Origin of the sequence: Rhodoferax sp., from assembly GCF_018780565.1 — a bacterium.
In the GTDB taxonomy this organism is placed as follows: Bacteria; Pseudomonadota; Gammaproteobacteria; order Burkholderiales; family Burkholderiaceae_C; genus Rhodoferax.
In genome coordinates this window covers 472,402-496,675 of sequence record NZ_JADMJN010000005.1, presented here as the reverse complement: position 1 = coordinate 496,675, position 24,274 = coordinate 472,402, and the positions used below count along the sequence as shown (strand labels likewise).

23 protein-coding genes are annotated in these 24,274 nt (G+C 59.6%); 14 read left to right on the top strand and 9 right to left on the bottom strand.

From position 1 onward, the window contains the following. From IV109_RS09760 to IV109_RS09740, 5 genes are read left to right on the top strand one after another with little or no spacing between them, the layout of a single operon-like run. Positions 1–1,035 (top strand): aminotransferase class I/II-fold pyridoxal phosphate-dependent enzyme, encoded by a 1,035-nt coding sequence (locus IV109_RS09760; protein ID WP_296695347.1) that lies wholly within the window; start codon positions 1–3, stop codon positions 1,033–1,035. Further along, positions 1,032–2,615, top strand: coding sequence for a cobyric acid synthase (locus IV109_RS09755; protein ID WP_296695344.1), 1,584 nt, complete (start codon positions 1,032–1,034; stop codon positions 2,613–2,615). The genes IV109_RS09760 and IV109_RS09755 overlap by 4 nt, the downstream gene beginning before the upstream one ends. 54 nt (positions 2,616–2,669) lie before the next feature. Continuing rightward, positions 2,670–3,758, top strand: coding sequence for a nicotinate-nucleotide--dimethylbenzimidazole phosphoribosyltransferase (gene cobT, locus IV109_RS09750; RefSeq protein WP_296695342.1), 1,089 nt, complete (start codon positions 2,670–2,672; stop codon positions 3,756–3,758). Next, positions 3,755–4,606: an adenosylcobinamide-GDP ribazoletransferase gene (locus IV109_RS09745; RefSeq protein ID WP_296695340.1), complete on the top strand. Its 852-nt coding sequence runs from the start codon at positions 3,755–3,757 to the stop codon at positions 4,604–4,606. Before cobT ends, IV109_RS09745 begins: the two co-directional genes overlap by 4 nt. Positions 4,607–4,625: 19 nt before the next feature. Beyond that, positions 4,626–5,171, top strand: a complete 546-nt coding sequence (locus tag IV109_RS09740; protein WP_296695338.1) for a histidine phosphatase family protein — start codon at positions 4,626–4,628, stop codon at positions 5,169–5,171. 10 nt (positions 5,172–5,181) lie between these two features. On the opposite strand, the gene IV109_RS09735 is transcribed toward IV109_RS09740, so the two are convergent. The 3 genes from IV109_RS09735 to IV109_RS09725 are packed head-to-tail and all read right to left on the bottom strand — an operon-like array spanning position 5,182 to position 7,825. After that, complete coding sequence (locus IV109_RS09735; protein WP_296695335.1) at positions 5,182–6,324, bottom strand: GGDEF domain-containing protein; 1,143 nt, start codon at positions 6,322–6,324, stop codon at positions 5,182–5,184. 14 nt (positions 6,325–6,338) lie between these two features. Then, a complete protein-coding gene (gene nth / locus IV109_RS09730; protein ID WP_296695334.1) occupies positions 6,339–6,992 on the bottom strand; it encodes an endonuclease III in 654 nt (217 codons plus the stop codon). A gap of 20 nt (positions 6,993–7,012) precedes the next feature. Next, positions 7,013–7,825, bottom strand: coding sequence for an HDOD domain-containing protein (locus tag IV109_RS09725; RefSeq protein WP_296695332.1), 813 nt, complete (start codon positions 7,823–7,825; stop codon positions 7,013–7,015). A gap of 116 nt (positions 7,826–7,941) precedes the next feature. Here IV109_RS09725 and IV109_RS09720 point away from each other — a divergent pair, with 116 nt between their 5' ends. Together IV109_RS09720 and IV109_RS09715 are read left to right on the top strand one after the other, a co-directional pair. Further along, on the top strand, positions 7,942–9,150 hold the full coding sequence (locus IV109_RS09720) for a PLP-dependent aminotransferase family protein (RefSeq protein WP_296695329.1): 1,209 nt from the start codon (positions 7,942–7,944) through the stop codon (positions 9,148–9,150). A gap of 40 nt (positions 9,151–9,190) precedes the next feature. Continuing rightward, positions 9,191–9,697: a hypothetical protein gene (locus IV109_RS09715; protein ID WP_296695328.1), complete on the top strand. Its 507-nt coding sequence runs from the start codon at positions 9,191–9,193 to the stop codon at positions 9,695–9,697. Between the two features lie 12 nt (positions 9,698–9,709). Here IV109_RS09715 and IV109_RS09710 read toward each other — a convergent pair whose 3' ends face one another. Both IV109_RS09710 and IV109_RS09705 read right to left on the bottom strand, forming a co-directional pair. Then, positions 9,710–10,138, bottom strand: a complete 429-nt coding sequence (locus IV109_RS09710) for a c-type cytochrome (RefSeq protein WP_296695325.1) — start codon at positions 10,136–10,138, stop codon at positions 9,710–9,712. Between the two features lie 144 nt (positions 10,139–10,282). After that, entirely contained in the window at positions 10,283–11,272 is a 990-nt protein-coding gene (locus IV109_RS09705; RefSeq protein WP_296695322.1) for an LLM class flavin-dependent oxidoreductase, read from the bottom strand. A gap of 78 nt (positions 11,273–11,350) precedes the next feature. Between IV109_RS09705 and IV109_RS09700 the strand changes: the two genes are divergently transcribed. Further along, positions 11,351–11,695, top strand: coding sequence for a hypothetical protein (locus IV109_RS09700; RefSeq protein ID WP_296695319.1), 345 nt, complete (start codon positions 11,351–11,353; stop codon positions 11,693–11,695). A gap of 51 nt (positions 11,696–11,746) precedes the next feature. Continuing rightward, entirely contained in the window at positions 11,747–14,182 is a 2,436-nt protein-coding gene (locus IV109_RS09695; RefSeq protein ID WP_296695317.1) for a Lon protease family protein, read from the top strand. Here the strand turns inward: IV109_RS09695 and IV109_RS09690 are convergent. Then, positions 14,143–16,332, bottom strand: coding sequence for a bifunctional diguanylate cyclase/phosphodiesterase (locus tag IV109_RS09690; protein ID WP_296695315.1), 2,190 nt, complete (start codon positions 16,330–16,332; stop codon positions 14,143–14,145). The genes IV109_RS09695 and IV109_RS09690 overlap by 40 nt on opposite strands. 213 nt (positions 16,333–16,545) lie before the next feature. Here IV109_RS09690 and IV109_RS09685 point away from each other — a divergent pair, with 213 nt between their 5' ends. Next, complete coding sequence (locus IV109_RS09685; RefSeq protein ID WP_296695313.1) at positions 16,546–17,304, top strand: SDR family oxidoreductase; 759 nt, start codon at positions 16,546–16,548, stop codon at positions 17,302–17,304. Positions 17,305–17,314: 10 nt separating this feature from the next. After that, on the top strand, positions 17,315–18,490 hold the full coding sequence (locus tag IV109_RS09680; RefSeq protein WP_296695310.1) for an FAD-dependent monooxygenase: 1,176 nt from the start codon (positions 17,315–17,317) through the stop codon (positions 18,488–18,490). Positions 18,491–18,563: 73 nt separating this feature from the next. Here the strand turns inward: IV109_RS09680 and argF are convergent, their stop codons facing one another. Then, positions 18,564–19,472, bottom strand: a complete 909-nt coding sequence (gene argF / locus IV109_RS09675; protein WP_296695308.1) for an ornithine carbamoyltransferase — start codon at positions 19,470–19,472, stop codon at positions 18,564–18,566. Between the two features lie 31 nt (positions 19,473–19,503). Continuing rightward, positions 19,504–20,724 (bottom strand): aspartate aminotransferase family protein, encoded by a 1,221-nt coding sequence (locus tag IV109_RS09670; RefSeq protein ID WP_296695305.1) that lies wholly within the window; start codon positions 20,722–20,724, stop codon positions 19,504–19,506. A 220-nt stretch (positions 20,725–20,944) separates the two neighbouring features. Between IV109_RS09670 and IV109_RS09665 the strand changes: the two genes are divergently transcribed. Next, positions 20,945–21,250 (top strand): DUF3579 domain-containing protein, encoded by a 306-nt coding sequence (locus IV109_RS09665; RefSeq protein ID WP_296695303.1) that lies wholly within the window; start codon positions 20,945–20,947, stop codon positions 21,248–21,250. A 124-nt stretch (positions 21,251–21,374) separates the two neighbouring features. On the opposite strand, the gene rpsT is transcribed toward IV109_RS09665, so the two are convergent. Further along, complete coding sequence (gene rpsT / locus IV109_RS09660) at positions 21,375–21,677, bottom strand: 30S ribosomal protein S20 (protein ID WP_296695299.1); 303 nt, start codon at positions 21,675–21,677, stop codon at positions 21,375–21,377. Between the two features lie 116 nt (positions 21,678–21,793). Here rpsT and murJ point away from each other — a divergent pair, with 116 nt between their 5' ends. Continuing rightward, a complete protein-coding gene (gene murJ, locus IV109_RS09655) occupies positions 21,794–23,359 on the top strand; it encodes a murein biosynthesis integral membrane protein MurJ (protein ID WP_296695297.1) in 1,566 nt (521 codons plus the stop codon). Positions 23,360–23,392: 33 nt separating this feature from the next. Continuing rightward, positions 23,393–24,244, top strand: a complete 852-nt coding sequence (locus tag IV109_RS09650) for a tetratricopeptide repeat protein (RefSeq protein ID WP_296695293.1) — start codon at positions 23,393–23,395, stop codon at positions 24,242–24,244. Positions 24,245–24,274: the final 30 nt, after the last annotated feature.

Here is a 24,274-nt window from a genome sequence, read left to right as displayed (position 1 = left end):
ATGAGCTCAACCTTTCTGCAACGTATTCACGGTGGTCCGGACGCACGGGGCGTGCCGCATTTTGATTTTTCCACCAACAGCAATGCCTGTGGCCCCTGTCCACAGGCGCTGGCTGCCGTGACACAAGCCGATGCCATGCATTACCCCGATGCCAGTTACGCAGCACTGCGTGCACAGCTCGCAGCGTTTCATGGGGTTGAGGTGCAGCGCGTGCTGCTGGCGGGCAGTGCCAGCGAGTTCATCTTTCGGATCACTGCATGGGTGGCGCAACAAGGCGGGCGTCATGTGCATGTGCCACCGCACAGCTACGGCGACTATGCGCAAGCAGCCCTTGCCTGGAATCTGGGTCGGGCGGCACAGGCGGATGACGCCCAGCTGCTGTGGGCTTGTGAACCTTCAAGCCCCCTGGGTGGCAGGCATGCCTGCTGGCCGGGCTGGTTGGTGGATGGCTGCGCCAGTGGCGGGGCGCGCATGCCAACCCGGCCTGTGTTGGTACTGGACTGTGCCTACGCGCCGCTGCGTCTGAGTGGAAATGCATCCTTGTCCGACGCCCAGCGCGCACAGGTTTGGCAGCTATGGACACCCAACAAGGCACTCGGCCTGACCGGCGTGCGTGCGGCCTATGTCATCGCCCCGCTGGACGCGCAGGCCGCTGTGGCGGCGCTGGAACGCCTGTGTCCTTCCTGGCCCGTTGGAGCCCATGGCGTGGCCATGTTGCAGGCCTGGGTGCAGCCAGAGGTGCAGGCCTGGCTGGCGGCGAGTCTGCAAACACTGCGAGACTGGAAGATCCGGCAGATCGGTATGCTGCAAGCCCTGGGCTGGACTTGTCTGCCCAGCGAAACGAACTTCTTTTGCGCACAGCCGGCCCCCGCCGACGACCTGAGCGCAGTCCTTCAGCATCTGCGGGTGGCTGGCATCAAGCTGAGGGACGCGACCTCGTTTGGTTTGTCGGGGCAGGTGCGCCTGGGCGTGCAGCCGCCGCAAGCGCAGGATGCCTTGAAAGCGGCATGGCAATCGATCCGGGAGATGACATGAGCGCTCAATGTGTGATGGTACTGGGCACCACCAGCGGTGCCGGCAAGAGCTGGCTCACCACGGCCCTGTGCCGCTATTACGCCCGCCAGGGCTTGAAAGTGGCGCCGTTCAAAGCGCAGAACATGAGCAACAACGCCCGCGTGGTTGAGCAAGGTGAAATCGGCAGTGCCCAGTACTTCCAGGCGCTTGCGGCCCGCGCTGTACCCGATGTGCGCATGAATCCGCTCCTGCTCAAGCCTGAACGCGATACCCACAGCCAGGTTGTGCTGATGGGACAGGTGGACGAGGCGCTATCGAAAATGGCGTGGCGTGGGCGCAGTGCCAGCGTGTGGCCTGTGATTGCCAAGGCACTGGATGAACTGATTGCAGAGAACGAAGTGGTAGTGATCGAGGGTGCCGGTTCACCTGCCGAGATCAACCTTGCCGGAAGTGACATCGTCAACATGCGGGTTGCCCTGCACAGCAAGGCGGCCTGCCTGCTGGTGACCGACATCGACCGTGGTGGCGCCTTTGCCCACCTGTACGGTACCTGGGCCCTGCTGCCCGAGAACGAGCGCGCCTTGATCAAGGGTTATGTACTGAACAAGTTTCGCGGCGACGCGAGCCTGCTGGCGCCGGCGCCGCAGATGTTGCAAAACCTCACGGGCGTGCCTACGGTAGCCACGCTGCCCATGTGGTGGCAGCACGGTTTGCCCGAAGAAGATGGTGTGTTCGATGACCGCAGCACCGCACCGGGTGCGGTCGCTCTCACAGTCGCGGTCATTGCCTACCCCCGTATCAGCAATCTGGATGAGTTTCAGTCACTGAAGAACATTCCTGGTGTGCGACTGCAATGGGTACGCAGCCCGTCCGAACTGGCGGGTCTGGCGCCGGGCGACTGGATCATTCTGCCGGGCTCCAAAAACACCAGCGGTGACCTGGCCTGGCTGCGCCGGCAGGGGCTGGATGCAGCGGTGGCTGCGCATGCAGGGCGGGGCGGTCCCGTGCTGGGTGTTTGTGGCGGTTTGCAGATGCTGGGCGAAGCCTTGATTGACACCCACGGCATCGACGGCAATGCGCCTGGCTTGGGGCTGCTGCCCTTGGTGACGGTGTTTGACCTGGACAAGACGGTGCGGCATACCTCGGCTTGTTTTAACGCGGACATGGTGGGGCGCACGGGTGGGACCGGGGCCGGGGGCCTCATACTGCCAAATGCGCAGAAATCGGCCCCCGGCCCCGACCCCACCCATGCGGGAGGCTGTGCCGACGCGCCAGCAAATCCATGGGCTGCTTTGGCGGGTGTACCGGTGCGTGGCTACGAAATTCACCATGGCCAGACGGCGCAGCACCCTGCGATGGCGGCTGCAAGTGACGTGGCCCGCCCTGTGTTGCCCAATGGTCTGGGCTGGCAGAACGGCGCGGGCAATGTGCTGGGCCTGTACCTGCACGGACTGTTTGAAGACCCTGCCGTGTTGCAGGCCCTGTTTGGCGCCAGTTTGGGTGGGCGCCCGGTACCCACATTGGACGCGGTCTTTGACGGCCTGGCCACTTACATCGAGCAGCATTTCGAGGCTGGCGTTTTGTCGGCGCTGATCGCCTGAACACCCACCTCATCTTTTTCAACAAATCCATCTACGCGAACGGAACCACCCACCATGACTCATTCCATGCCCACTCTGGCCGACATCTGCAATCCCATGCTCACCAAGGCGCTGCAGCACAAACTCGACAACAAGACTAAACCCCAGGGTTCCTTGGGCCGGCTTGAGTCCCTGGCCCTGCAGCTGGGTGAAATTCTCGGCACCGACTCGCCCGCGCTGGCGCAGCCGCAACTGGTGGTGTTTGCCGGCGACCATGGCTTGACGGCGCGCGGTATCTCGGCTTTTCCCAGTGATGTGAGCTGGCAGATGGTGGAGAACTTCCTCGCTGGTGGCGCGGCCGTGAGCGTGCTGGCACGCCAAAACGGCATCAGCCTCACGGTGGTTGATTGCGGCGTGAACCACGACTTCCTGGCGGGATTTCCCACCCCTACGCAGCGCCCGGGCTTGCAGGTGCGCAAGGTAGCCGGTGGGGAGCAGGGCACGGCAGATTCATCGGCGCAACCCGCCATGACCATGGCCCAATGCCTGCAAGCCGTGCAAAACGGTCAGGACATCGTGATGGGCCTGCCAGGCAATGCTTTGCTGCTGGGCGAGATGGGCATCGGCAATACCTCGGCGGCCTCCCTGTTGCTGGCGCGACTGGCCGGGCTGGATATTGAGGTATGCACGGGCGCCGGCACTGGGCTGGATGCGCCTGCCGTGCAACGCAAAACAGCGGTGCTGCGCGAAGTGCTGGCGCGCCACCCCGACGCCACAGCACCACTGGATGCGCTCGCTGCCCTGGGTGGTTTCGAGATCGCCACCATGGTGGGTGCGGTGCTGCAAGCCGCGCACGAGCGTCGCGTGGTGGTGGTGGACGGGTTTATCGCCACCTCGGCGGTGCTGGTGGCGCACGCGCTGCAGCCACTGGTGCTGCAGCGCTGCGTGTTTGCCCACCGCTCGGGCGAGCGGGGCCATGAGTTCATGTTGCAGCATCTGGGCGTGCAGGCCTTGCTGGACTTGGGCTTGCGCCTGGGCGAAGGTTCGGGCGGCGCACTGGCCTGGCCGCTGCTGCAGTCGGCCTGCACCATCCTGCGTGACATGGCCAGTTTTGAGTCTGCCGGGGTGTCCGAAAAGTCCGCCACGGAAGCCAGTTCAGCATGAGCTTCCTGAGCCGGTTTTGCCGCCACTACCTGCTGTCGCTGCAGTTTTTCACCCGCATTCCGGTGACCGGTCGGCTGGGCGCCTGGGTGGGCTACAGCCCGGCCATGCTGCGCGCCAGTGCCGGGCATTTTCCGGGCGTGGGCTGGCTGGTGGGAGCCCTGGTGGCTGGCTTCACGGCGCTCTTGTTGGCCTGCTTGCCCGATGGCGGGTTTTCTCCGCTGGTCGCGGCCGTGTGGGGGACAGCCTTTGGCGTGCTGCTGACGGGCGCGTTTCATGAGGATGGTCTGGCCGATGTGTTTGACGGGCTGGGTGGCAGCCCGGACCGGGAACGGGCCTTGGTGATCATGAAAGATTCGCGGGTGGGGGCTTTTGGCGCGATCGCCATGATGCTGGCCTTGATGGCCAAGGTGTCCTTGCTGGCCCTGTTGGGCTCGGTCAGCGGCGTGCTTCTGTGCATGGCACTTTTTCTGGCGCATGTGGTGTCGCGCACCTGGCCGCTGCTGTTGATCCGCCTGATGCCGCATGTTGGCGATGTGGCCGGCTCCAAATCCAAACCATTGGCTGATCAGATCAGTGCGCAGAGTCTGTTCAGCGCTTTTATATGGTGTTTTGGGGCTCTGGCCCTTGTAATTTATGCGCAGTATGCTACATATTTAGTAGCAATCGAGGTGCCGACATGGATCATGCTGCGCGCGCTTGGTGTGGCACTGGCCGCGTCCGCCCTGGCCTGGGCGCTGATGGGGCGCTGGTTTTGGCGGCGTCTGCAGGGTTTCACCGGTGATTGCCTGGGTGCCACGCAACAGGCGTGTGAATTGGCGTTTTACCTGGGGCTGGCGGTGAGCCTGTGAAGCCGATGGTGCGGTACACATGAAAGTTTGGCTGGTGCGCCATGCGCAACCCCTGATTGCACCGGGCATTTGCTACGGCGCCACCAATATGCCAGCCGAATCCCAGGCCACGCTGGAGGCTGCGCAAGCCTTGGCACGGACGCTTCCGCCGGGTATTCGGGTGGTGGCATCCCCGCTACAGAGATGTGAGCAATTGGCCCAATGTTTGAGAGAGCTAAGGCCTGATTTGCCCTACATAACCGATGCCCGCCTGGCCGAGATGGACTTTGGTTGTTGGGAGGGACAGCGTTGGGACGCTATCCCGCAAGCCGATTTTGACCAGTGGACCGCCGCGTTTGGCACGCATCGCTTTGGCGGCAGGGAGAGTGTTCACGAGTTCATGCAACGGGTGGCCGAAGCGTGGACGCAGATGCAGCGCCTGGCCCAGGACACGGTGTGGATTACCCATGCCGGTGTCATTGGGGCCGCAAGCCTGCTGTCACAAGGAGTGCTACAGGTGGAGCAAGCGGCCCAGTGGCCCCAAGGTGGGCCGGCGTTTGGCAAGTGGCGTGAACTTCAGGCCTGATTGAAGTCCGTCAAGCCGCCTCCACCCGGTTGCGTCCATTGGCCTTGGCCCGGTAAAGTGCGGCATCGGCACGTGCCAGCAGCGTGTCCACCGTGTCGTTGTCCTTCTGGTTGGTGGTGATGCCAATGCTCACGCTGCAATGTGGGCCGTCCACGTCAAGGGCAAACAGTTCCCGAATCCGCTCGGCCACATGGATGGCTTCGTCAAGGGATGTCTCCGGCAGCAGGGCCATGAACTCTTCACCACCAAAACGCCCCAGTTGATCGGCCCCGCGCAACAAGGCGTTGACCCGGGTCACAAAGTCGATCAGTACCCGGTCACCGGCTTGATGGCCATAGGTATCGTTCACCAGTTTGAAATGGTCCAGATCCATCATCAGCAGCGCCATGCTGCGACCATGGCGGCGGCAGCGTTCCAGTTCGGCCCGGCAGGCTTCGTCCAAATGGCGACGAGTCAGCGCATTGGTGAGCGAATCGTGGCTGGCAAAGTGCTCCAGTTCGATACGCAATCGGTCAGTGGCCATCAACACCAAGCTGATGGACAACAGGAGGCAGGAAAACGCGAAGGCGGTAATGTAGATCAGCTGAAACACTGATGTATCAAAAAATTCGGCGCTGGTTGGCAGAGGCGAGGTGAACGAGGTCACCAGGCGCATGATCTGTGCCGCAAACAGAGCCAGCAACACGCTGATCGCAAGCACGCGGGCAAATGTGAGCGTACCTTGTCTGATCAACAGCCACGCGTGCACCCCGGACAGGCAAGCCGTTATCAGCGTGGTCACAATCATTCGCTTGTGGTAGCTTGGGTCTCCCAGGGTAAACCAGGCCTGCAGCAACATCACAGCCGTGATGAACACCAGCCAGGGTGCGACGCGAGGCGCAACGCCACAGAAACGCTGGGTGCCCACATAGGCCAGGTATAGCCCGCACCACAGCAGATAGCTGGAAAAAACAATCACGAAAATGGCGGGTAGTTTGCCCATGGCGCCCACCAGTAGCGCACCTGCGAAAAGAAGCACCAGAGCCCCGGCCCATTCACCCGGCCCCTTGATGGAAGGCGGGTAATTGCGTTTGAGCGAATACAACACCATCGCCATCAGGCAACTCATCACGCTGGAGAGCAGAATGACGGTACGGGGATCGATAAGACTCATGGGGCAGTTGGGGTTCAGCGTGCTGATGCCTGATCGGCAGTGGTCTGGGGCTTGAACCCGCAATACTGGCTGACCGCACATTGCCAGCACAAAGGCTTGCGCGCCTGGCACACATAGCGACCATGCAGGATGAGCCAGTGATGGGCATCCACAAGGTACTGTGCCGGAATGCGCTTGAGCAGCTTCATTTCCACCTCATAGGGTGTCTTGCCCGGTGCCAGCCCGGTGCGGTTGCCCAGCCTGAACAAATGGGTGTCCACCGCCATGGTGGCCTCGCCAAAGGCCACGTTGAGCACCACGTTGGCGGTCTTTCGTCCAACGCCGGGCAGGGCTTCCAGTGCCTCGCGGGTACGAGGTACCACGCCCTGATGTTGCCGGACCAGGATTTCACAGGTTTGCATCAAATGCCGTGCCTTGCTGCGGTACAGGCCAATGGTCTTGATGTAATTCTCCAGCCCCTCCAGTCCGAGATCGATGATCTTTTGCGGTGTATTCGCGACAGGAAACAGGCGGCGTGTGGCCTTGTTCACGCCCACGTCCGTCGCCTGGGCCGACAGCAACACGGCCGCCAGCAGCTCAAAAACAGAACTGTATTCCAGCTCGGTCACGGGGAGGGGATTGGCCGCCCTGAGCGTGGCAAAAAAGCCTTCGATGTCGCTTTGCTTCATGTACAACAGGTCCGCAGTGCTCAGTCCTGCATGTCCATCACGTTCAGAAATTTCTCCGAACAGGGCAGGCTGGTTCGCATCCACTTTTCGTCCAAATGCAGCGCGGCAATTACAGCAGGGGGCAAGTCATCGACCGCTTGCGGCCCGGCATCGGGGAGGTCGGCCAACAGACCGGCCAGGTGCACAACGGCCCCCAGTCGTGAAAATTCTTGCTCCGCCAGTGGTTGTGCTACGGCGTCCAGGCCATCCACCATCTCGGACGGAAAGTCCCAGCGACGCGCCAGCTCTGCGGTGATCTCCCCTTCACTGAACCCTGTGAGTTGTCGTTCGCGAGCCCAGCGCTCACCGGGTGCACAAGGGCGTTTTTCGATCTCCTGCATCAGGTCGGGTGACTGTTGTGCCACGATCAATTCGCCCAGGCGCAGCATCACCCCCGTCAGCCAGGCTTGTTGCATGTCCATGGACAGCCTGCTGCAAAGCCACTGCGCATAGGCACCAGTGGCCATGCTGGTGCGCCAGAACTCACCGCGATCCATCCCGGGTGCGATAGGAAACGCATTGCCAAGGCAAATCGACAAGGCGTGGGTTCTGATCTGGGACATGCCAACCAGGTGGATCGCCTTGTCCAGGGAGTTGACCTGTTGTGACAGTCCAAACATGGCGCTGTTGGCCATACGCAGCACTGTGGTCGCCAGCGCAGGATCCCTGGCAATCAGGTCGCGCACCCGTACGGCCGACACATCCTCTTCATTCATGGTTTTGATGAGGGCGTGGGCTACTTCGGGCATGACCGGAAGCTTGATGGACTTGAAAAATAGCGAGAGTTCTGACATGGCACTTCTGCACCAGGCAGAACCCGTTGCAATGACTGAATAATAATTGGACCTTACCAGTTACTCAAGCTGCAATTTACCCCATTTGCCTCCAAGCGCCAAAATGAAAGACTTCAATGCAATTCGCTGACCGTCTGAACAATGTCGAAACCTCGGCCATCCGTGAACTTTTCAAGCTGCTGGGCAAACCCGGCATCATCTCGTTTGCAGGGGGGTTCCCCGATTCCGCCATGTTTGACGTGGCCGGCATTCAGGCCGCTGCCAATAAAGCGCTGACAGACGAACCCGGTGCTGCGCTGCAATACGGCGCCACCGAGGGCTACAACCCCTTGCGCGAACAGCTTGCCGCCTTCATGGCCTCAAAAGGCGCAGACCGGAGTGGCGCAGGCGTCACGGTGGCGCCGGATGGGCTGATCGTCACCACAGGAAGCCAGCAGGCGCTGGATCTGATTGGCAAAACCATGATCAATCCGGGCGACAAGATCATCGTCGAAGCGCCCACCTTTTTGGCCACCATCCAGTGCTTTCGCCTGTATGGCGCACAGGTGATTGGCGCGCCGATTGACGCACATGGCGTCAAGGTGGATGAGCTGGAAAAACTGATCGTTGAGCACAAGCCCAAGTTTGTCTACCTCATTCCCACCTTTGGCAACCCCAGTGGCGCCACGTTGAGCCTGGAGCGGCGCACCAAAGTGCTGGAGTTGGCTGTCAAGTACCAAACCCCTGTGGTGGAAGACGACCCCTATGGCGATCTGTATTTCGCTGAGCCGCCACCGCCCAGCATCCTGGCCTTGAGTGCAAAGGTTCCGGCCAGTCGCGACTGGCTGGTGCATTGCGGCAGTTTGAGCAAGGTGCTGTCGCCAGGCTTGCGCGTGGGCTGGATGATTGCTCCGCCCGAATTGCTGGCCAAGGCCACCATGTGCAAGCAGTTCAGTGACGCGCACACCAGCACTTTTGCCCAGGCCACTGCCGCGCAGTACCTCAAGGCCGGTGGCATGCCTGCCACCCTGGCCCATGTGCGCCAGGTTTATGCCGAGCGGGCGCAGACCATGGGACGGGCACTGAAACGTGAGCTGGGTGACGCGATCGAATTCACCCAGCCAGGAGGTGGCCTGTTTTTTTGGGCTCGCCTCACCGGTGCCAATGGCAAGCTGAAAGATGCCGGCGAATTTGCCAGGCGCGCCATTGACAAGGGCGTGGCTTTTGTGCCGGGTGCGCCGTTCTACGCGCATGACCCCGATCCCGCCAGCCTGCGCCTGAGTTTCGCCACCGCCGATGTGGCCAAAATCGAGGAAGGCATCGCGCGCCTGGGGCAGGCACTTTGACTGACAATTGCCAAATGAGGTGATTTCACAAGAGCCGACGATGAAGCCTGGAACGACGTACATCAAGACCGACAGCGGCCGGGCAGAGATTGCCGCACGCGCTCATGCCCTGGCTCCGGTGCAACGACGTTTGCTGATACTCATTGACGGCAAGAAGACGATCAACGATTTGCTGGCTTTTGTTCGCGTTGGCGAACTGGACACCGCGCTGGAGCATCTGCTGCAGGAAGGACTGATTGAATCAAGCCATGCCGTCCATCACTTGCAGGCACCCGTCGCGCCAGGTTTTGCTGCGGCCAGCCCGACAGAACTGCCGCGACCGGCCACGGACCCGGATCAGTTCAAAGAGGTGCGCTCGGCTGCATCGCATTTTGTGTCGGACCGCTTGGGGGCATCCGGTGAGCCCATTTGCGCAGCTATCGAGCGCTGCGACAGCCCTGCTGAACTACGCAAATTGTTGCGCGGCGTCGAAATATTCATTGGCCAACGACTCAGCGCTGAAACCACGCAGGACTTTGCGCGCCATTTTGGCGCCTTGCTGCTATAGCAAACCCCTGTTTCAGCGCTCCTGCAAGCGATTGATGTACTCGATGAGTGACAGGATGCGCGTTCTGACGTAGATCTCCGGGTCGTAAGGCACATCCATGTAGTACTCGGCCGCTTTCACACGGTAGTCAGTCCCCCACACCGGCATATCCCTGGAGCCATGGCTTGGCACGTTGGCACCCTCGATCGTCTCGTACATCCTGCTCACAGGAAAGACCCCGCCATTGCGCTTGGTCAGTGTCGTCAGGTCTGTGGGGCTGCGACGCAACCACTCCACCAACAATCCGTTGCCCTTGCCATTGGTGCCGTGACAACTGGCGCAGTTGGCCTCGAATTCCCGTTTTCCGAGGTCCACCTTGGTGGTTTGCCCGATCGCAAGGCCACTGACCATCGTGAGTGCAAACAGGCTGGCCGACAAGCGCGTGGTGCGTGTGTGTTTCATTTCTTTCCTCCTGGCTGTTGATCCAAACAAAGACAGGCAGATGCAAAGTGCGATTGCCTCAAACTGTCTTGAAGGGAATGTAGGCCGCAAGGCGCGCCGACGATTGAGTTTTCTCAATGAACAGCGGCTTTCTTCGCCAGGCGTTCAGGCTGCGCTTGAAAATATGCCCGACGTGAGTTCGTAAGAGCGCAGGCGAGCCGAGTGTTCAAAGATTTGCGAGGTAATCATCAGCTCATCCGCACCCGTGCGCTCAATGAAGGCTTCCAGACTGGCGCGAACGGTGCGCGGTGAGCCAATGGCGGCACAGGACAGCACGCTGTCAAGCAAGGCACGTTCGGCAGGGCCGACAAGATTGGGATAGTCGGCCAGGGGCGGCGGGAGCCGGGCAGGGCGCCCGCTGCGCAGATTGACAAAGGCCTGTTGCATGGACGTGGCGCGAAATGCCGCCTCTTCATCGCTGTCTGCCGCAAACACATTGAAGCCCAGCATCACGTAAGGCTTGGCCAGCCTGGCCGAAGGGCGAAAACGAGCCCGGTACAGGGCGATGGCCTGCATCATTTGCTGCGGCGCAAAATGGGAGGCAAAGGCGTAGGGCAGGCCAAGCATGGCAGCCAGCTCGGCGCCAAACAGACTGGACCCCAGAATCCAGATCGGTATATCCAGGCCCTGGCCCGGCACGGCGCGCACAGGGCTCTGCGACTCTGCTGAAAAATAATTCATCAGTTCGACCACATCGCGTGGAAACTCGTCCGCATCCGTCGCCAGGTTGCGGCGCAATGCGCGGGCGGTGATCTGGTCCGAACCTGGCGCCCGGCCAAGCCCGAGGTCGATACGGCCTGGATAAAGCGATTCCAATGTGCCAAATTGTTCGGCAATCACCAGCGGCGAATGATTGGGCAGCATGACACCACCCGCGCCCACGCGGATGCTGCTGGTGCCGCCTGCCACATACCCCATCAGCACTGAGGTGGCCGCACTCGCAATGCCCGGCATGCCGTGATGCTCGGCCAACCAGTAGCGCTGGTAGCCCCATCGTTCAGCATGCTGGGCCAGATCAAGGCTGTTGCGAAAAGACTGGGCTGCGTCACTGCCCTGCAAAATGGGAGAGAGGTCGAGAACTGAAAATGGGATCATGGTGTTTAACTTGGGGCACTCAAGGGGAGCACAAGAAGGATGACAATGTGCCATTTAACCCTATTCATCCATGCAACTGTGGCGACACCTCTGCGTACCCCTCGAAGTCATCACTACCACGTCTACGTGGTCGAGTTGTCCGACGAGGTGTGGAACGTGGGCCGTTTTCGCAAAGCCAACCCGGATTGGCAGTTGGGCAAGCCCTTTGTTTACGTGGGCATGACCGGGCTTGACCCGGACGTGCGTTTTGACAAACACAAGGCAGGCATCCAAAGCAATGTGTTCGTGCGCAAGTGGGGCGTGCGTTTGCTACCGGCGCTGTACACCATGTACAACCCCATGCCCTATGAAGGGGCTCGCGACATGGAGGTGGAACTCGGGATCGCATTGCGCGAAGCCGGTTATGGCGTTTGGCAAGCTTGAGGGCTGGCGTCGGGGGTAACATGAGCGGTGAAATCAACAGGTAAAAGACCTATGGCCATTTCCCGCCTTTCTCCAGATGCATTGCGTGTGACGATTGATCCTGCCTCTCTTGGTTTTTTGGACACCTCCGAGTTGCTGCACCTCCCTCTGCCCTGGATTGGCCAGGAGCGCGCTCAAACTGCAGCACGTTTTGGTCTTGGCATGGATCAGCCGGACTACAACCTGTTTGTGCTGGGTGAGGTGGGCAGTGGGCGCTCCACACTCTTGCGTCAGGTAATGCATGAAGTTGCCGCCACTCGCGCCGTGCCACCTGATTTGTGTTACCTGCACAATTTTGATGCACCGGAAAAGCCCCGAGCCTTGCGATTGCCACCCGGTCAGGGGCGTCTGCTGCGCCAGTTGATGGTGCAGATGTGCAAGACCCTGCTAAAAGAAATTCCCCAGCGACTCAATGGCCCGGATTTCAAGGCAGAGAGCGAACACATTGAAAACGCGTACAAGGTCGAGGAGGCCAAGGCTTACGCCGAACTCGATAATTTTGCCGAGGCGCGCAGTTTTGCGCTGTACCGTGAAAATGGTCACCTTGTGTTTACCTTGCTTGGGGAAAAAGGCAATGCACTGACCGAGAGTGAGGCGCGCTCCCTGCCCAAGGAGCGTCGCGCCCAGATTGACCAGTCTGAGCAGGAGTTGCGCGGGGAAATTGCCCGCTACCTGGACCGCACCAGACCGATGGAGCGGCTCATGAACGAAGGCCTGGCGGCCTTGCGTCGGCAGGTTGTCAAGCCTTTGCTTGAACATGAGGTGCAGGAAATCCGCATCGGCCTGAAAAAGCAGATCAAGGATTCCGTCAAACTGGGCAGCTACCTGGAGCAGGTCATGCACGACGTGCTCGATAACCTGGCCCTTTTCCTGATATCGGATACCGATGAAGAACTCCGCCAGGAAGAACTGGCAGACGTACTGTCGCGCTACCGCGTGAACCTGCTGGTAGACAACGAGGGACTGAGCGGCGCACCGGTCATCATTGAAAACAACCCGTCCTTTCGCTCCCTGTTCGGCAGCATCGAATACCAACCTGAAGAAGACGTGCTGCAAACTGATTTCTCCCGCATTCGTGCCGGCGCTTTGCTCAAGGCCCACGGCGGCTTCCTGATGCTGCATTTGCGCGACCTTCTGACTGATGAACTGGTATGGGAAAAATTGCGCCGATTTTCCAGAAACGGCCGATTGCAGATCGAAGAGCCGGGAACCGTCATTGCTCCGATTGCATCCGTGTCCTTGGCGCCCGAAGCGGTGGATGTGGATGTGAAGATTGTTTTGGTCGGTTCGACCGAGCAGTATTACGAATTGCAGGAAGCTGACCCCGAGTTTGCGCGGCGCTTTCGGGTCAAGGTGGACTTTGCCGAGAGTTTTCTGGCCAGCGAACAAACCTACAAGGCCTCTGCCGTGTTCGTGGCCCATACCTGCCAAAGACTGGGCTTGCCGCATTTTTCGGCGCCAGCGGTGGTGTGCCTGCTGGAAGACTCGCACCGTGAGGTGGATGACCAATTGCGCCAGAGTGCCATCTTCGCACGCACCGAGGCGCTGGTTATGGAGGGGGCAGCTGTCTGCCGGGCTCGGGGGGACGGCTTGGTGCAAGAGCGTGATGTCGAGTTGGCATTGCAGGCAAGAACTTTGCGCCACGATTACCCTGACCAAAGACTGCAGGAAACCATCACCGACGGCGATCGCCTGATAACCCTTTACGGCGAAAAGACTGGGCAGCTCAATGGTCTTTCGCAGATCGATCTGGGTGACTACCGTTTTGGCTTTCCGGTTCGGGTGACAGCCCGCACGTTTGCTGGAAATGAGGGTTTGCTCAACATCGAGCGCGAGGTCGAGATGTCAGGCCCGATCCATGACAAGGGCGTTCTGATCCTGCATAGCTACCTGTCAGCCGTATTTGCGCACATTGCGCCCTTGGCGCTGAATGCCTCCATCGTGTTTGAGCAGGAATACAGCGGGGTCGAGGGAGACTCGGCATCCTGCGCAGAGTTCTACGTGCTTCTGTCTTCGCTGTCGGGCCTGCCACTCAAGCAGGGTATTGCCGTGACTGGCGCGGTCAATCTGCATGGCGAGGTGCTGCCGGTGGGCGGTATCAATGAAAAAATTGAAGGCTACTTCCGCATCTGTCAGACGGCAGGGCTGGACGGCAAGCAGGGCGTTCTGATTCCACAACGTAACCGGCGTCACCTCATGCTCAATCCGAATATCGTCAATGCGGTGAAGGAGGGTTTGTTCCATATTTACACTGCAGAACACGTCAGCGATGGGATGGAGCTATTGACTGGATGCCCGTCTGGCATGGTCAGTGCGCCAGGCACTGCGGGGGAATATCCCAAAGACAGCGTACTGGGTCGCGCCGAAAAAACCCTGCAGGCTTATCGGCTGGCTTGCCAGCTGGCAGATTACCCCAAGGCCACGCGCAAACGTTCCCCGCGCACATAGTGTTCAAACTCGGCGCCAGGTACCGGGCGGCTGAAGTAGTAGCCCTGTGCCTCGGTGCAGCCACGGGCACGCAGGAATTCGAGCTGCCCCTCGGTCTCTACCCCCTCGGCAATGGTCTTGAGCCCCAGGCTGCTGGCCATGCTGATGATGGCGCCCACAATGGCCTTGTCATCCGGGTCTACGGTAATGTCGCGCACGAACGACTGGTCAATCTTGAGTTTGTAGACCTGAAAGCGCTTGAGGTAGCTCAACGATGAGTAGCCAGTGCCAAAGTCGTCGATCGACATGCGAACACCGCGCTGGCGCAAGTCATGCATGACTGCAATGGCTTCCAGCGGATGGGTCATTGCCACACCCTCGGTCAATTCAAGCTCCAGCAGATGTGGCGGTAACGCCGCTTCGTTCAGGATGTTGGTCACGAGCAAGGGCAGGTTGGCATGCCTGAACTGAACTGCCGACAGATTGACCGCCATGGTGATGGGGGTCATGCCGTTTTGGATCCAGGTCGCAAGCTGGGTCGTCGCGGTGCGAAGCACCCACTCGCCAATGGAGAGAATCAGGCCGCTGCTCTCGGCGATCGGGATGAATTCTGCAGGTGAAACGGCACCCAGTTCGGGATGGTGCCAGCGTAGCAGGGCCTCGGCGCCCACCGTCGAGCCGGTCTCCATCGAGATTTGTGGCTGGTAATGCAGTTCAAACTGATTACGTTCCATTGCCCGACGCAAGGCATTGCCCAGAATCAGTGTTCGATTGGAATAGGCCTGCATCTCCGCTGTAAAGAAGCGGTAGCCGTTGCGTCCATCCTCCTTGGCGCAGTACATGGCGGCATCGGCACACTTGGACAAGGTGTCGAGGTCTGCGCCATCCTTCGGATACAGCGCGATACCAATGGATGGTGTGACGGTGAGTTCATGCTGGTCAATCTGAAATGGCATCAGGGCTGCCTTGAGCAAACCCTCCGCCACATGTGCAGCACCCGATGCATCGGTATCCGGCAGCAGCAAGATGAACTCATCGCCACCCAGTCGCGATACGGTGTCCTGCTCTCGCACTGCGGCCTTCAGGCGGGCCGCAAGTTCGATCAAGACCTCATCGCCGACCCGGTGTCCCAGCGAATCATTGATGTTCTTGAAGTGATCCAGATCCAGAAAGATCAGCGCAACCGTCTGTTTCCCGCGTTGCGCCACGCTGAGGGCCTGCTGGCACCGATCGTTCAGCAGAATGCGGTTTGGCAGGCCTGTGAGGGCATCAAAATGGGCCAGACGCTGAATGTGGGCCTCAGCCTTTTTTTGCTCTTGCGCGGTCGCCTGCAGCGCGGCAACGGTCTGCCTCAGTTCCTGGGTCCTCAGTTGAACCAGTCTTTCCAGGTCTGCACGCGCCTGCAGCAATTCGTTCTGCGCTTTTTTGCGCGCCATGATGTCCATGGTGATCCAGATGGAGCCCTTGGCTGGATCGGCCGCATCGATGGCTTTGGCGCGAACTTCGCATTCAATGGCAGAACCGTCTTTCTTGCACAGCAGCATTTCTCCTTGAAACGCCTGACCCGCCGCGAACGGTGCATAGCAGCGACGCCCGGCCTCCAGCCAGTCCTCTTCACTCAGGTACCACTGGCGTGAGGAGCTGCCACGCAGTTCGCCAGGCGCGTAACCAAACTGCATCTCGAAAGCCCGGTTGCACAAGGTGACTTTGCGATCTCGCAGAAAAGCGATGCCAACCATGGCGTTGTCGAGAATGAGAGACTGTTCATTCAGGGCCGAATGCAACTGCGCCTGCGCCGCTTTTTGCTCGTCGATGTCGTCAACAATCCAGATAGAGCCTTCGTCGGTGTTCGATGGGTTGACAAGCTTGCCAGTCACATGGCTCCAGAACAGTTGCCCATCCCGGCGCTTCATCAGTATTTCTGACTTGTACGTCAAGCCCGTCGCCAGGATTTTGTACGCGGCCTCGCCCAGTGCGTGAAATGATTCGGCGTCGGGATACAGCGAAAGGCTGGTTGCGCCCAATATCTCTGCAGTCCCCGGGTAGCCATAAATCTCCGCAAAACGCTGGTTGCAGCGGATCACGACGCGGTGTCTGATAAAGGCAATGCCCAGGCCGGCGTTGTCCAGAACCACTTGCTGCTCACGCAACGCAAGACGCAGTTGCTCCATTGCACGTCGACGCGTGGAGGAAGCAGGAGATTCTGGTCTTGATGAGGGCATGGGGCCGGTAGTCGTTCGGGAAATCCTCGCATTGTGAGCCAAAAGTGTGCGCAGTGCCATAGAGAAACCTACCCGGTACAGCGAGGCGTCGCAGCAAAACAAATGCACAATTGGCAGATGGAGCTTCGATCAGTCCTCAAAAAAAATAGTCAGGCAAAAACAATGGGTCTTCAAGCAGGTTTGGGAAAAGGTGTGCTGATCACCGGTGCTTCATCGGGACTGGGCCGCCAGATGGCAATCGAATTTGCCCAGCGCGGTTACCGGGTGGCGGTGACGGCCCGCCGTCTGGATGCGTTGACGGCGCTGCAGACTGAGTTGCAGCAGGCAGGTTCATCCCAGGTGATCGTGGCCGAGCTGGATGTGACCGATGACGAAGCCATCACCCGGGTATTTGCCAGCGTCCTGGCGCAATGGGGCGCACTTGACATTGTTGTGGCCAATGCAGGCGTGGGTCATCACGGCTATATCGGCAAGCTTCCATTTTTCAAGGTGCGTGAGGTCGTGAACACCAATGTCACCGGATTCATGGCCACGGTGGACGCAGCCATGCACTGTTTCCGGGGGCAGGGTTTTGGACATCTGGTGGGTATCAGCTCTGTGGCCGCCTTTCGGGGCATGCCGGCGGGCGGTGCCTATGGTGCGTCCAAGGCCGCAGTCACAACCTATCTGGAGTCACTGCGTGCCGAAACGCATGGTACGAAAGTGCATGTCACTACGCTGTCCCCTGGATTTATCGATACCCCTCTGAACCGGGGTGCAAAAAGTCGCCCCTTTGTGATTCCGGTGGAGCGGGGGGGACGACTGCTGGTGGATCTGATTGAGCGACGGGTTCAAACCGCGACTGTGCCGCGCTGGCCTTGGGGTCTGGTGGCCTGGCTCATGTCGGCGATGCCAACCGCCATCATTGCACGGATGAGATGAGATTGAGCCAATGTCCAGAAACACATTGATCGTTGGAGGCGGCATTGGTGGCTTGGCGGCGGCGCTGGCCTGTGACCGCCGTGGCCTTCAGGTGGAACTGTTCGAGCGCGCTTGCGAGTTTTCTGAAGTCGGAGCAGGCATTCAGCTGGGACCCAATGTTGTACAGGTGCTGCATGGCTGGGGTTTGAAAGACGCATTGTCCGACGTCGCAGCGTTTCCCGAGCGGCTTCAGGTGCGCAGTGCCTTGTCTGGGGCGGAGTTGGGTGTGTTGCGTCTGGGCTCTGTGGCCGTGGCCAGGTATGGATCGCCGTATGCCACGATTCACCGCGCGGATTTGCATGCCCTGCTGCTCAATGCCTTGCGCCAGCAAACCCGCGTGCAGCTTGCCACAAACAGCGTTGTAAGCCGATTTGAACAGGATGAGGACGGGGTTCTGCTTCACACCGCAGAGGGCAAAGCGGTTCGAGGTGATGCACTGCTGGGTGCAGATGGCGTCTGGAGCCGGGTGCGCCAGCAGTTGCTCCATGACGGTGAGCCGCGACCCACAGGTCATCTGGCTTACCGCGCCATGGTGCCCCAGAGTGCCCTGCCTGACAGTTTGCGTTCGCAGCAAATCACCGCCTGGCTCGGGCCACGGCTGCATGTGGTTCAGTACCCGGTGCGGGGAGGGGCGTGGCTCAATGTCGTCGCCATCGTTCACGGCCAGGTGCAGGGAGATCCTCAGCATTGGGATCACAGCACCAATGCTGCGGAATTGAGGGGAAACCTGGTATCAACCTGTGCGCCTTTGCAAAATCTGGTGGCGGCCATTGAACATTGGCGGCTCTGGGCCTTGAGCATCCGTGCGCCGGTGGCTTCAGCCCGGGAGTTGGCGCAGGGGCGCGTGGCCTTGTTGGGCGATGCGGCGCACCCGATGGTGCCCTATTTGGCGCAGGGTGCTGGCATGGCCATTGAAGACGCCGACGAATTGGGGCGTGTCCTGGGTAACGATGGTGTGGCGGTGGCTGCGGCCTTGAGTCACTACGCAGCACGGCGTTGGCAACGCAACGCCAGGGTGCAGGCCCGCGCCATCCGCAACGGGCAGATCTTCCATGCCACAGGCCTGGTTCGCTGGGGACGCGATGCGTCTCTCAAATTGCTGGGCGAGCGTTTGCTGGACATGCCCTGGCTCTACCGCACGCCGTGATCAGGTAGCACGAAACCGTCGGTGCCAACGGGGTCCGCCAAGCCAGTGCCGCGCAAAAGATCCAAGCCGCAGATCAGAGCCGTCCGAAAAGCAAAAACTCCATGAGCGCTTTTTGCACGTGCAGGCGGTTTTCGGCCTCATCCCACACCACGGATTGAGGTCCGTCAATCACCTCGGCTTGCACCTCTTCGCCCCGGTGGGCGGGCAGGCAGTGCATGAACAGGGCGTCGGGCTTGGCCGCGCGCATCATGTCGGCGTCCACACACCAGTCGGCAAACGCGACTTTACGGGCCTCATTTTCCGCCTCATAACCCATGCTGGTCCAGACGTCGGTTGTCACAAGATCGGCGCCAGCGCAGGCCTGCATGGGGTCGCTGAAAACCTGGTAACTTTCGGCCGAACGAACGCCGGCAATCGCCTGGTTGACTTCATAGCCGCCGGGTGTGCTGACATGCACCTTGAACCCCAGAATCTCGCTGGCCTGCAGCCAGGTGTTTGCCATGTTGTTGCCGTCACCTACCCAGGCCACGGTCTTGCCCTGGATGGAACCACGGTGTTCAATGAAGGTAAAGATGTCAGCCAGAATTTGACAGGGATGGAACTCGTTGGTGAGACCGTTGATCACCGGCACCCGGGAATGCTCGGCAAAACGCTCGATTTTGGTGTGCTCGTAGGTACGGATCATCACCAGATCGACCATGCGACTGATGACCTTGGCACTGTCTTCAATAGGTTCTGCGCGGCCCAGCTGGCTGTCGCTCGTGGTCAGGTGCACCACGCTGCCCCCCAGTTGGTACATGCCGGCTTCAAAGCTCACCCGGGTACGGGTTGACGCCTTTTCGAAAATCATTGCCAGTGTGCGGTCAACCAGTGGTTGATGTTTCTCGTAAGCCTTGAACTTCTTCTTGATGAGGGCTGCGCGCTCAAACAGATAGGCATAGTCACTGGCACTGAGATCGCTGAATTGCAGGTAATGCTTCATTCCGGGTACTCTCGGATGGAAATTTGAAAAATCAGGCCGCGTCCAGCAAAAACTGCTTGATCAGCGGGCACAGGATGCTAACGACTTCGTCCGCTTCCGCGACGGTCATGATCAGCGGTGGTACCAGACGAATGACGTTGTCAGCCGTGACACTGATCAGCAGGCCATTGGCGGCACATTGCCCAACCAGGGCGGAGCAGGGTTTGGCAGTTTCAATGCCCAGCATGAGGCCCTGGCCACGAATTTCCCTGACTGCCTTGCTGGCCAGCTCAGTTTGGAGTGCCGCAGCAAGTGCCGCAGCCAGGTGTGCACCGACCTTGGCCGCGTTGGCTAGCAAGCCGTCTTCTTCCATGATGCGAATTGTTTCAACCCCGGCCCGCATGGCCAGCGGATTGCCGCCAAACGTCGTGCCGTGATTACCCGGCTGGAAAATATTCGCCGCTTTGGGACCTGCGACAACAGCGCCAACAGGCACGCCTGAGCCCAGACCCTTGGCCAAAGGCATCACATCAGGTTGGATACCTGCCCATTGGTGGGCAAACCACTTGCCGGTACGGCCCATGCCGCATTGCACTTCGTCAATCATCAGCAGCCAGTCGCGCTCATCGCAGAGCTGGCGTACTGCTTTCAAGTAATCCATGTGCATGGGGTTGACCCCCCCCTCGCCCTGAATGGCCTCAAAGAACACGGCCACCACATTGGGGTTGCCCTGGGTCGCAGCCTTCAGGGCTTCGATGTCGTTGAGTGGAACACGCACAAAACCTTCCACGAGTGGACCGAAGCCGGCCTGCACCTTGGGGTTGCCGGTGGCGCTCAGGGTGGCGATCGAACGGCCATGGAAGGCCTTTTCGTAGACCACGATTTCAGGGCGTTCAATGCCCTTGTCGTGCCCAAACTTGCGGGCCAGCTTGAGGGCCGCTTCATTGGCTTCCAGGCCGGTCGAGCAGAAGAACACATTGGTCATGCCCGACAATTCCACCAGCTTTTTCGCCAGTACTTCCTGATTGGGTACGTGGTAATAATTGGAGCTGTGGATGATTTTGGCAATCTGGTCCTGCAGGGCAGGCACCAGCTTGGGGTGGTTGTGGCCGAGCGTGTTCACGGCAATGCCACCGAGTGCATCCAGATACGGCTTCCCGTTGACATCCCAAACGCGACAACCCTGCCCATGGGAGAGGGCGATCGGTACCCGACCATAGGTGTTCATCACGTGGGGCGATGAAGCTTCAATGAATGGCGTGGCGGCTGTCATGGTTTCAAACTCCAAATGTGTCGCAAAAACAAAGCGGCCCAACTGGGTTGGGCCGTTGAAGCACGATTTTAGGCCCATCAATGGATTGAATTTTTGACAATTTGGCATCACTGCGATGCATTCAAACATTTGGGATGATGTCTTATATAAGACATAAGATAGGGTAGAATTCTTGTGCGCTGCACCATCCCGACAGCACACACCGACTAACATCTACCCGATGGTCTCCACCACTGCCAAAGAAATCTTCATTATGGGCATCACCCATGGTGGGAAGACGTTTCGCCCCAGCGATTGGGCCGAGCGTCTGGCAGGCGTGATGAGCCAGTTTCGACCCGGTGGCCCCCAGCCCGGCAGCCATCTGGGATATTCCCCTTGGTGCGTTCCCATGTCGGTCAACGGCGTGCGGTGCGTCGTCGTCCATTCCGATTTGCGCGATCACGATGTGATGGCATGGGACTTCTGTATGAACTTTGCCAAAGACAACGACCTGCAGGTTTCTCACGGGGCTCCTGCGCCGATGTGAGTTGAAACACCCGGCGCAAGAAACAAAAAAGCCGTCTTTCGACGGCTTTTTGCTTTGCTGACAGCGCACCCGTTACAAACGGCGCATTCTCAATTGCTTGGGAATGCGTGCGATTTGCCTGAAATCAGGCGGCTTTTGCGGCCAGGGCTTTCACCTTGGTCGACAGGCGGCTCTTGTCACGAGCAGCCTTGTTTTTGTGGAAAATGCCTTTGTCAGCCACGGTGTCCACCACGGCTTGCATTTTTGCAAACAGTTCGGTCGCCTTGGCTTTGTCGCCAGCCACAACTGCTTTTTCCACGTTCTTCACCGCAGTGCGGTATTTGGAACGCAGCGAAGTGTTGGCAGCATTGATCTTGACGTCCTGACGGACGCGTTTACGGCCCGACGCCAGGCGCGGGTTCTTTTTCTTGGGTTTTGTAGATGCCATATGTTTAGTTCCTTGTGTCGTAGGATGTTGTCAGCAAAGCTTTCGATTGTATCAGGTACTTCCCATCCTGTGCCTGGGCCGCAGGACTAGGTGCGCACGCGGCTACACTTCCCATCGTGAGCCTCTTCAAATCTGCCTCTGTTGTTTCTCTGTTGACCCTGGCGTCACGCATCACCGGTTTGGTGCGTGAGCTGCTGATCGCCTCGGCTTTCGGTGCCAGCGCCATGACGGACGCCTTCAATGTGGCGTTTCGCATTCCCAATTTGTTTCGCCGGTTCTTTGGCGAAGGCGCTTTCAGCCAGGCATTCGTGCCGGTTTTGGCTGCTACCAAGGCGCGTCATGGTGAGGCGGCCACCAAGGTTTTGATCGACCAGGTTGCATCCGTCCTGACATGGGCTTTGGCAGTCATCAGTGTGATTGGCGTAGCGGCCGCTCCCGCACTGGTCTGGGCAATGGCCAGTGGGTTGCAGCAGAATCCGCGGGGATTTGAGGCCGCCGTTGTGATGACGCGCTGGATGTTTCCCTATATTGCGTTCATGTCCCTGGTGGCGTTGGCTGCCGGCGTGCTCAATACCTGGAAGCGGTTTGCCGTACCTGCCGCGACACCCGTGTTGCTGAACCTGTGCATGATTGCCGCGGCCTGGCTGGGGGCTCCGTGGTTCAAGACCCTTGGGGTGGAGCCGATTTACGCCTTGGGCGGCGGGGTGTTGCTGGGTGGTGTTCTGCAATTGGGTGTCCAGTTACTGGCCCTGAGAAAGCTGGGGCTCATGCCGCATATCGCGGTGCGCTGGAACGCGGTGCGCAGCGCCTGGGCAGATCCGGGCACCAGGAGCGTGGTGTCGCTGATGGGGCCCGCATTGCTGGGCGTCAGCGTGGCGCACATATCGATGCTGATCAACACGCAGATCGCCTCGCGTCTGGCCGTAGGCAGTGTCAGCTGGATTACCTATGCCGACCGGCTGATGGAGTTTCCCACTGCCTTGCTGGGCGTTGCCATGGGCGTCGTGTTGATGCCTCAGCTGGCGGGTGCACGGGCCGCGGGGGACACGGCCAGATACTCTGCCATGCTGGATTGGGGCCTGCGACTGGTGGTGTTGCTGGCCGTGCCTTGTGCAGTGGCCTTGCTGGCCTTTGCCAAGCCCCTGGTAGCGGTGCTGTACCACTACGGCGCGATGACTGAGCATGATGTGCAGCAGATTACCTACGCACTGATGGGCTGGGGCGTTGGCCTGATCGGTATTGTGGCGATCAAGGTGCTGGCACCGGGCTATTACGCCAACCAGGACACCAAAACGCCGGTACGCATTGCCATTGGGGTGCTGATTTTTACGCAGTTGCTCAATATCGGGCTGGTGCCTGTTTTTGCACATGCCGCATTGACGCTGTCGATCGGCATTGGCGCCATGGTCAATGCCGCCTGGCTGTTGTTTGGCCTGCTCCGGCGCGGCAGCTACAAGCCGGAGCCGGGCTGGGGGATTTTTGTGTTGCAGGTGATTGCCGCCTGTGCGTTGCTCGCCGTGTTTCTGATGTGGGCCAACAGTGCTTTTGCATGGACCCAGTTGCGCAGTGAAAGTTTGAAGCGAATTGGGCTTCTGGCCCTTGTATTGATTGGTTCAGGCGCTATATATTTTATAGCTCTTTGGGCTGCCGGCCTGAAGCTTCGGGAATTTGTCAGGCGTTGAGTCAAAATGTAGCCGCTCGACAAGGATGTCCTCATGAACCTCTCGTTTGCTGTACCGACCCCGTTGGAGTACTTTGCCTCTCTGGTGCACAGTGATACCGAGTTTCCGTTGCTGGAGGCGGCTGTCAGCCTGGCGCAGGACGAATACCCGGATCTGGATGTTCAGCAGGTGTTGGGGGAGGTCGATCAACTGCTGGCCCGCCTGAAGCGCCGTATTCCGGCCGATGCTGGGCCCCTGCAAAAGTTGCGGGCAGTCAATCAGTTTTTCTTCCGCGATTTGAGTTTTGCGGGCAATGTCAACCACTACTACGATCCGGACAACAGCTATGTGAGCGTCGTGCTGCACACCCGCCGTGCGATTCCTATTTCCCTGGCGGTGTTGTGGATGGAATTGGCGCAGGGCTTGGGCCTGGCGGCCCGCGGGGTCGGTTTTCCGGGCCATTTCATGCTGAAGGTGAATTTGCCAAACGGCCAGGTCGTGCTTGATCCGCTCGACGGCCAGTCGCTCAGCCGCGAAGAACTGGCCGAACGCCTGGAACCCTACCGTCAGCGTAGCGGTCTGATGGACGAATTTGAAGTGCCTTTGGGTCTGTACCTGCAGGTTTCTCCGCCACGCGACATCATTGCCCGCATGTTGCGCAACCTGAAAGAAATCCATTCATCCCAGGAAGATTGGACCCGGTTGATCGCGGTGCAGGACCGTTTGATTGTGCTGTTGCCGCAGGCCTGGACCGAATACCGTGACCGGGGTCTGGCCCATGCCGAACTGGGTCACAGCGGGCGAGCCTTGGAGGACCTGGAGTGCTATCTCGTCAATGGCGAGGAGGGCAAGGACATGGACGCCATCGCCGCACGGATAGCCGAATTGAAACGGGCCAAGAGTTAATCCAGCCGGCTGATTAAACCCAAGGCCCGG

Coding starts and splice junctions, on each gene's coding strand:
- IV109_RS09760 (WP_296695347.1), top strand. CDS start 1: ATGAGCTCAACCTTTCTGCAACGTATTCACGGTGGTCCGGACGCACGG.
- IV109_RS09755 (WP_296695344.1), top strand. CDS start 1,032: ATGAGCGCTCAATGTGTGATGGTACTGGGCACCACCAGCGGTGCCGGC.
- cobT (WP_296695342.1), top strand. CDS start 2,670: ATGACTCATTCCATGCCCACTCTGGCCGACATCTGCAATCCCATGCTC.
- IV109_RS09745 (WP_296695340.1), top strand. CDS start 3,755: ATGAGCTTCCTGAGCCGGTTTTGCCGCCACTACCTGCTGTCGCTGCAG.
- IV109_RS09740 (WP_296695338.1), top strand. CDS start 4,626: ATGAAAGTTTGGCTGGTGCGCCATGCGCAACCCCTGATTGCACCGGGC.
- IV109_RS09735 (WP_296695335.1), bottom strand. CDS start 6,324: ATGAGTCTTATCGATCCCCGTACCGTCATTCTGCTCTCCAGCGTGATG.
- nth (WP_296695334.1), bottom strand. CDS start 6,992: ATGAAGCAAAGCGACATCGAAGGCTTTTTTGCCACGCTCAGGGCGGCC.
- IV109_RS09725 (WP_296695332.1), bottom strand. CDS start 7,825: ATGTCAGAACTCTCGCTATTTTTCAAGTCCATCAAGCTTCCGGTCATG.
- IV109_RS09720 (WP_296695329.1), top strand. CDS start 7,942: ATGCAATTCGCTGACCGTCTGAACAATGTCGAAACCTCGGCCATCCGT.
- IV109_RS09715 (WP_296695328.1), top strand. CDS start 9,191: ATGAAGCCTGGAACGACGTACATCAAGACCGACAGCGGCCGGGCAGAG.
- IV109_RS09710 (WP_296695325.1), bottom strand. CDS start 10,138: ATGAAACACACACGCACCACGCGCTTGTCGGCCAGCCTGTTTGCACTC.
- IV109_RS09705 (WP_296695322.1), bottom strand. CDS start 11,272: ATGATCCCATTTTCAGTTCTCGACCTCTCTCCCATTTTGCAGGGCAGT.
- IV109_RS09695 (WP_296695317.1), top strand. CDS start 11,747: ATGGCCATTTCCCGCCTTTCTCCAGATGCATTGCGTGTGACGATTGAT.
- IV109_RS09690 (WP_296695315.1), bottom strand. CDS start 16,332: ATGGAGCAACTGCGTCTTGCGTTGCGTGAGCAGCAAGTGGTTCTGGAC.
- IV109_RS09685 (WP_296695313.1), top strand. CDS start 16,546: ATGGGTCTTCAAGCAGGTTTGGGAAAAGGTGTGCTGATCACCGGTGCT.
- IV109_RS09680 (WP_296695310.1), top strand. CDS start 17,315: ATGTCCAGAAACACATTGATCGTTGGAGGCGGCATTGGTGGCTTGGCG.
- argF (WP_296695308.1), bottom strand. CDS start 19,472: ATGAAGCATTACCTGCAATTCAGCGATCTCAGTGCCAGTGACTATGCC.
- IV109_RS09670 (WP_296695305.1), bottom strand. CDS start 20,724: ATGACAGCCGCCACGCCATTCATTGAAGCTTCATCGCCCCACGTGATG.
- IV109_RS09665 (WP_296695303.1), top strand. CDS start 20,945: ATGGTCTCCACCACTGCCAAAGAAATCTTCATTATGGGCATCACCCAT.
- rpsT (WP_296695299.1), bottom strand. CDS start 21,677: ATGGCATCTACAAAACCCAAGAAAAAGAACCCGCGCCTGGCGTCGGGC.
- IV109_RS09650 (WP_296695293.1), top strand. CDS start 23,393: ATGAACCTCTCGTTTGCTGTACCGACCCCGTTGGAGTACTTTGCCTCT.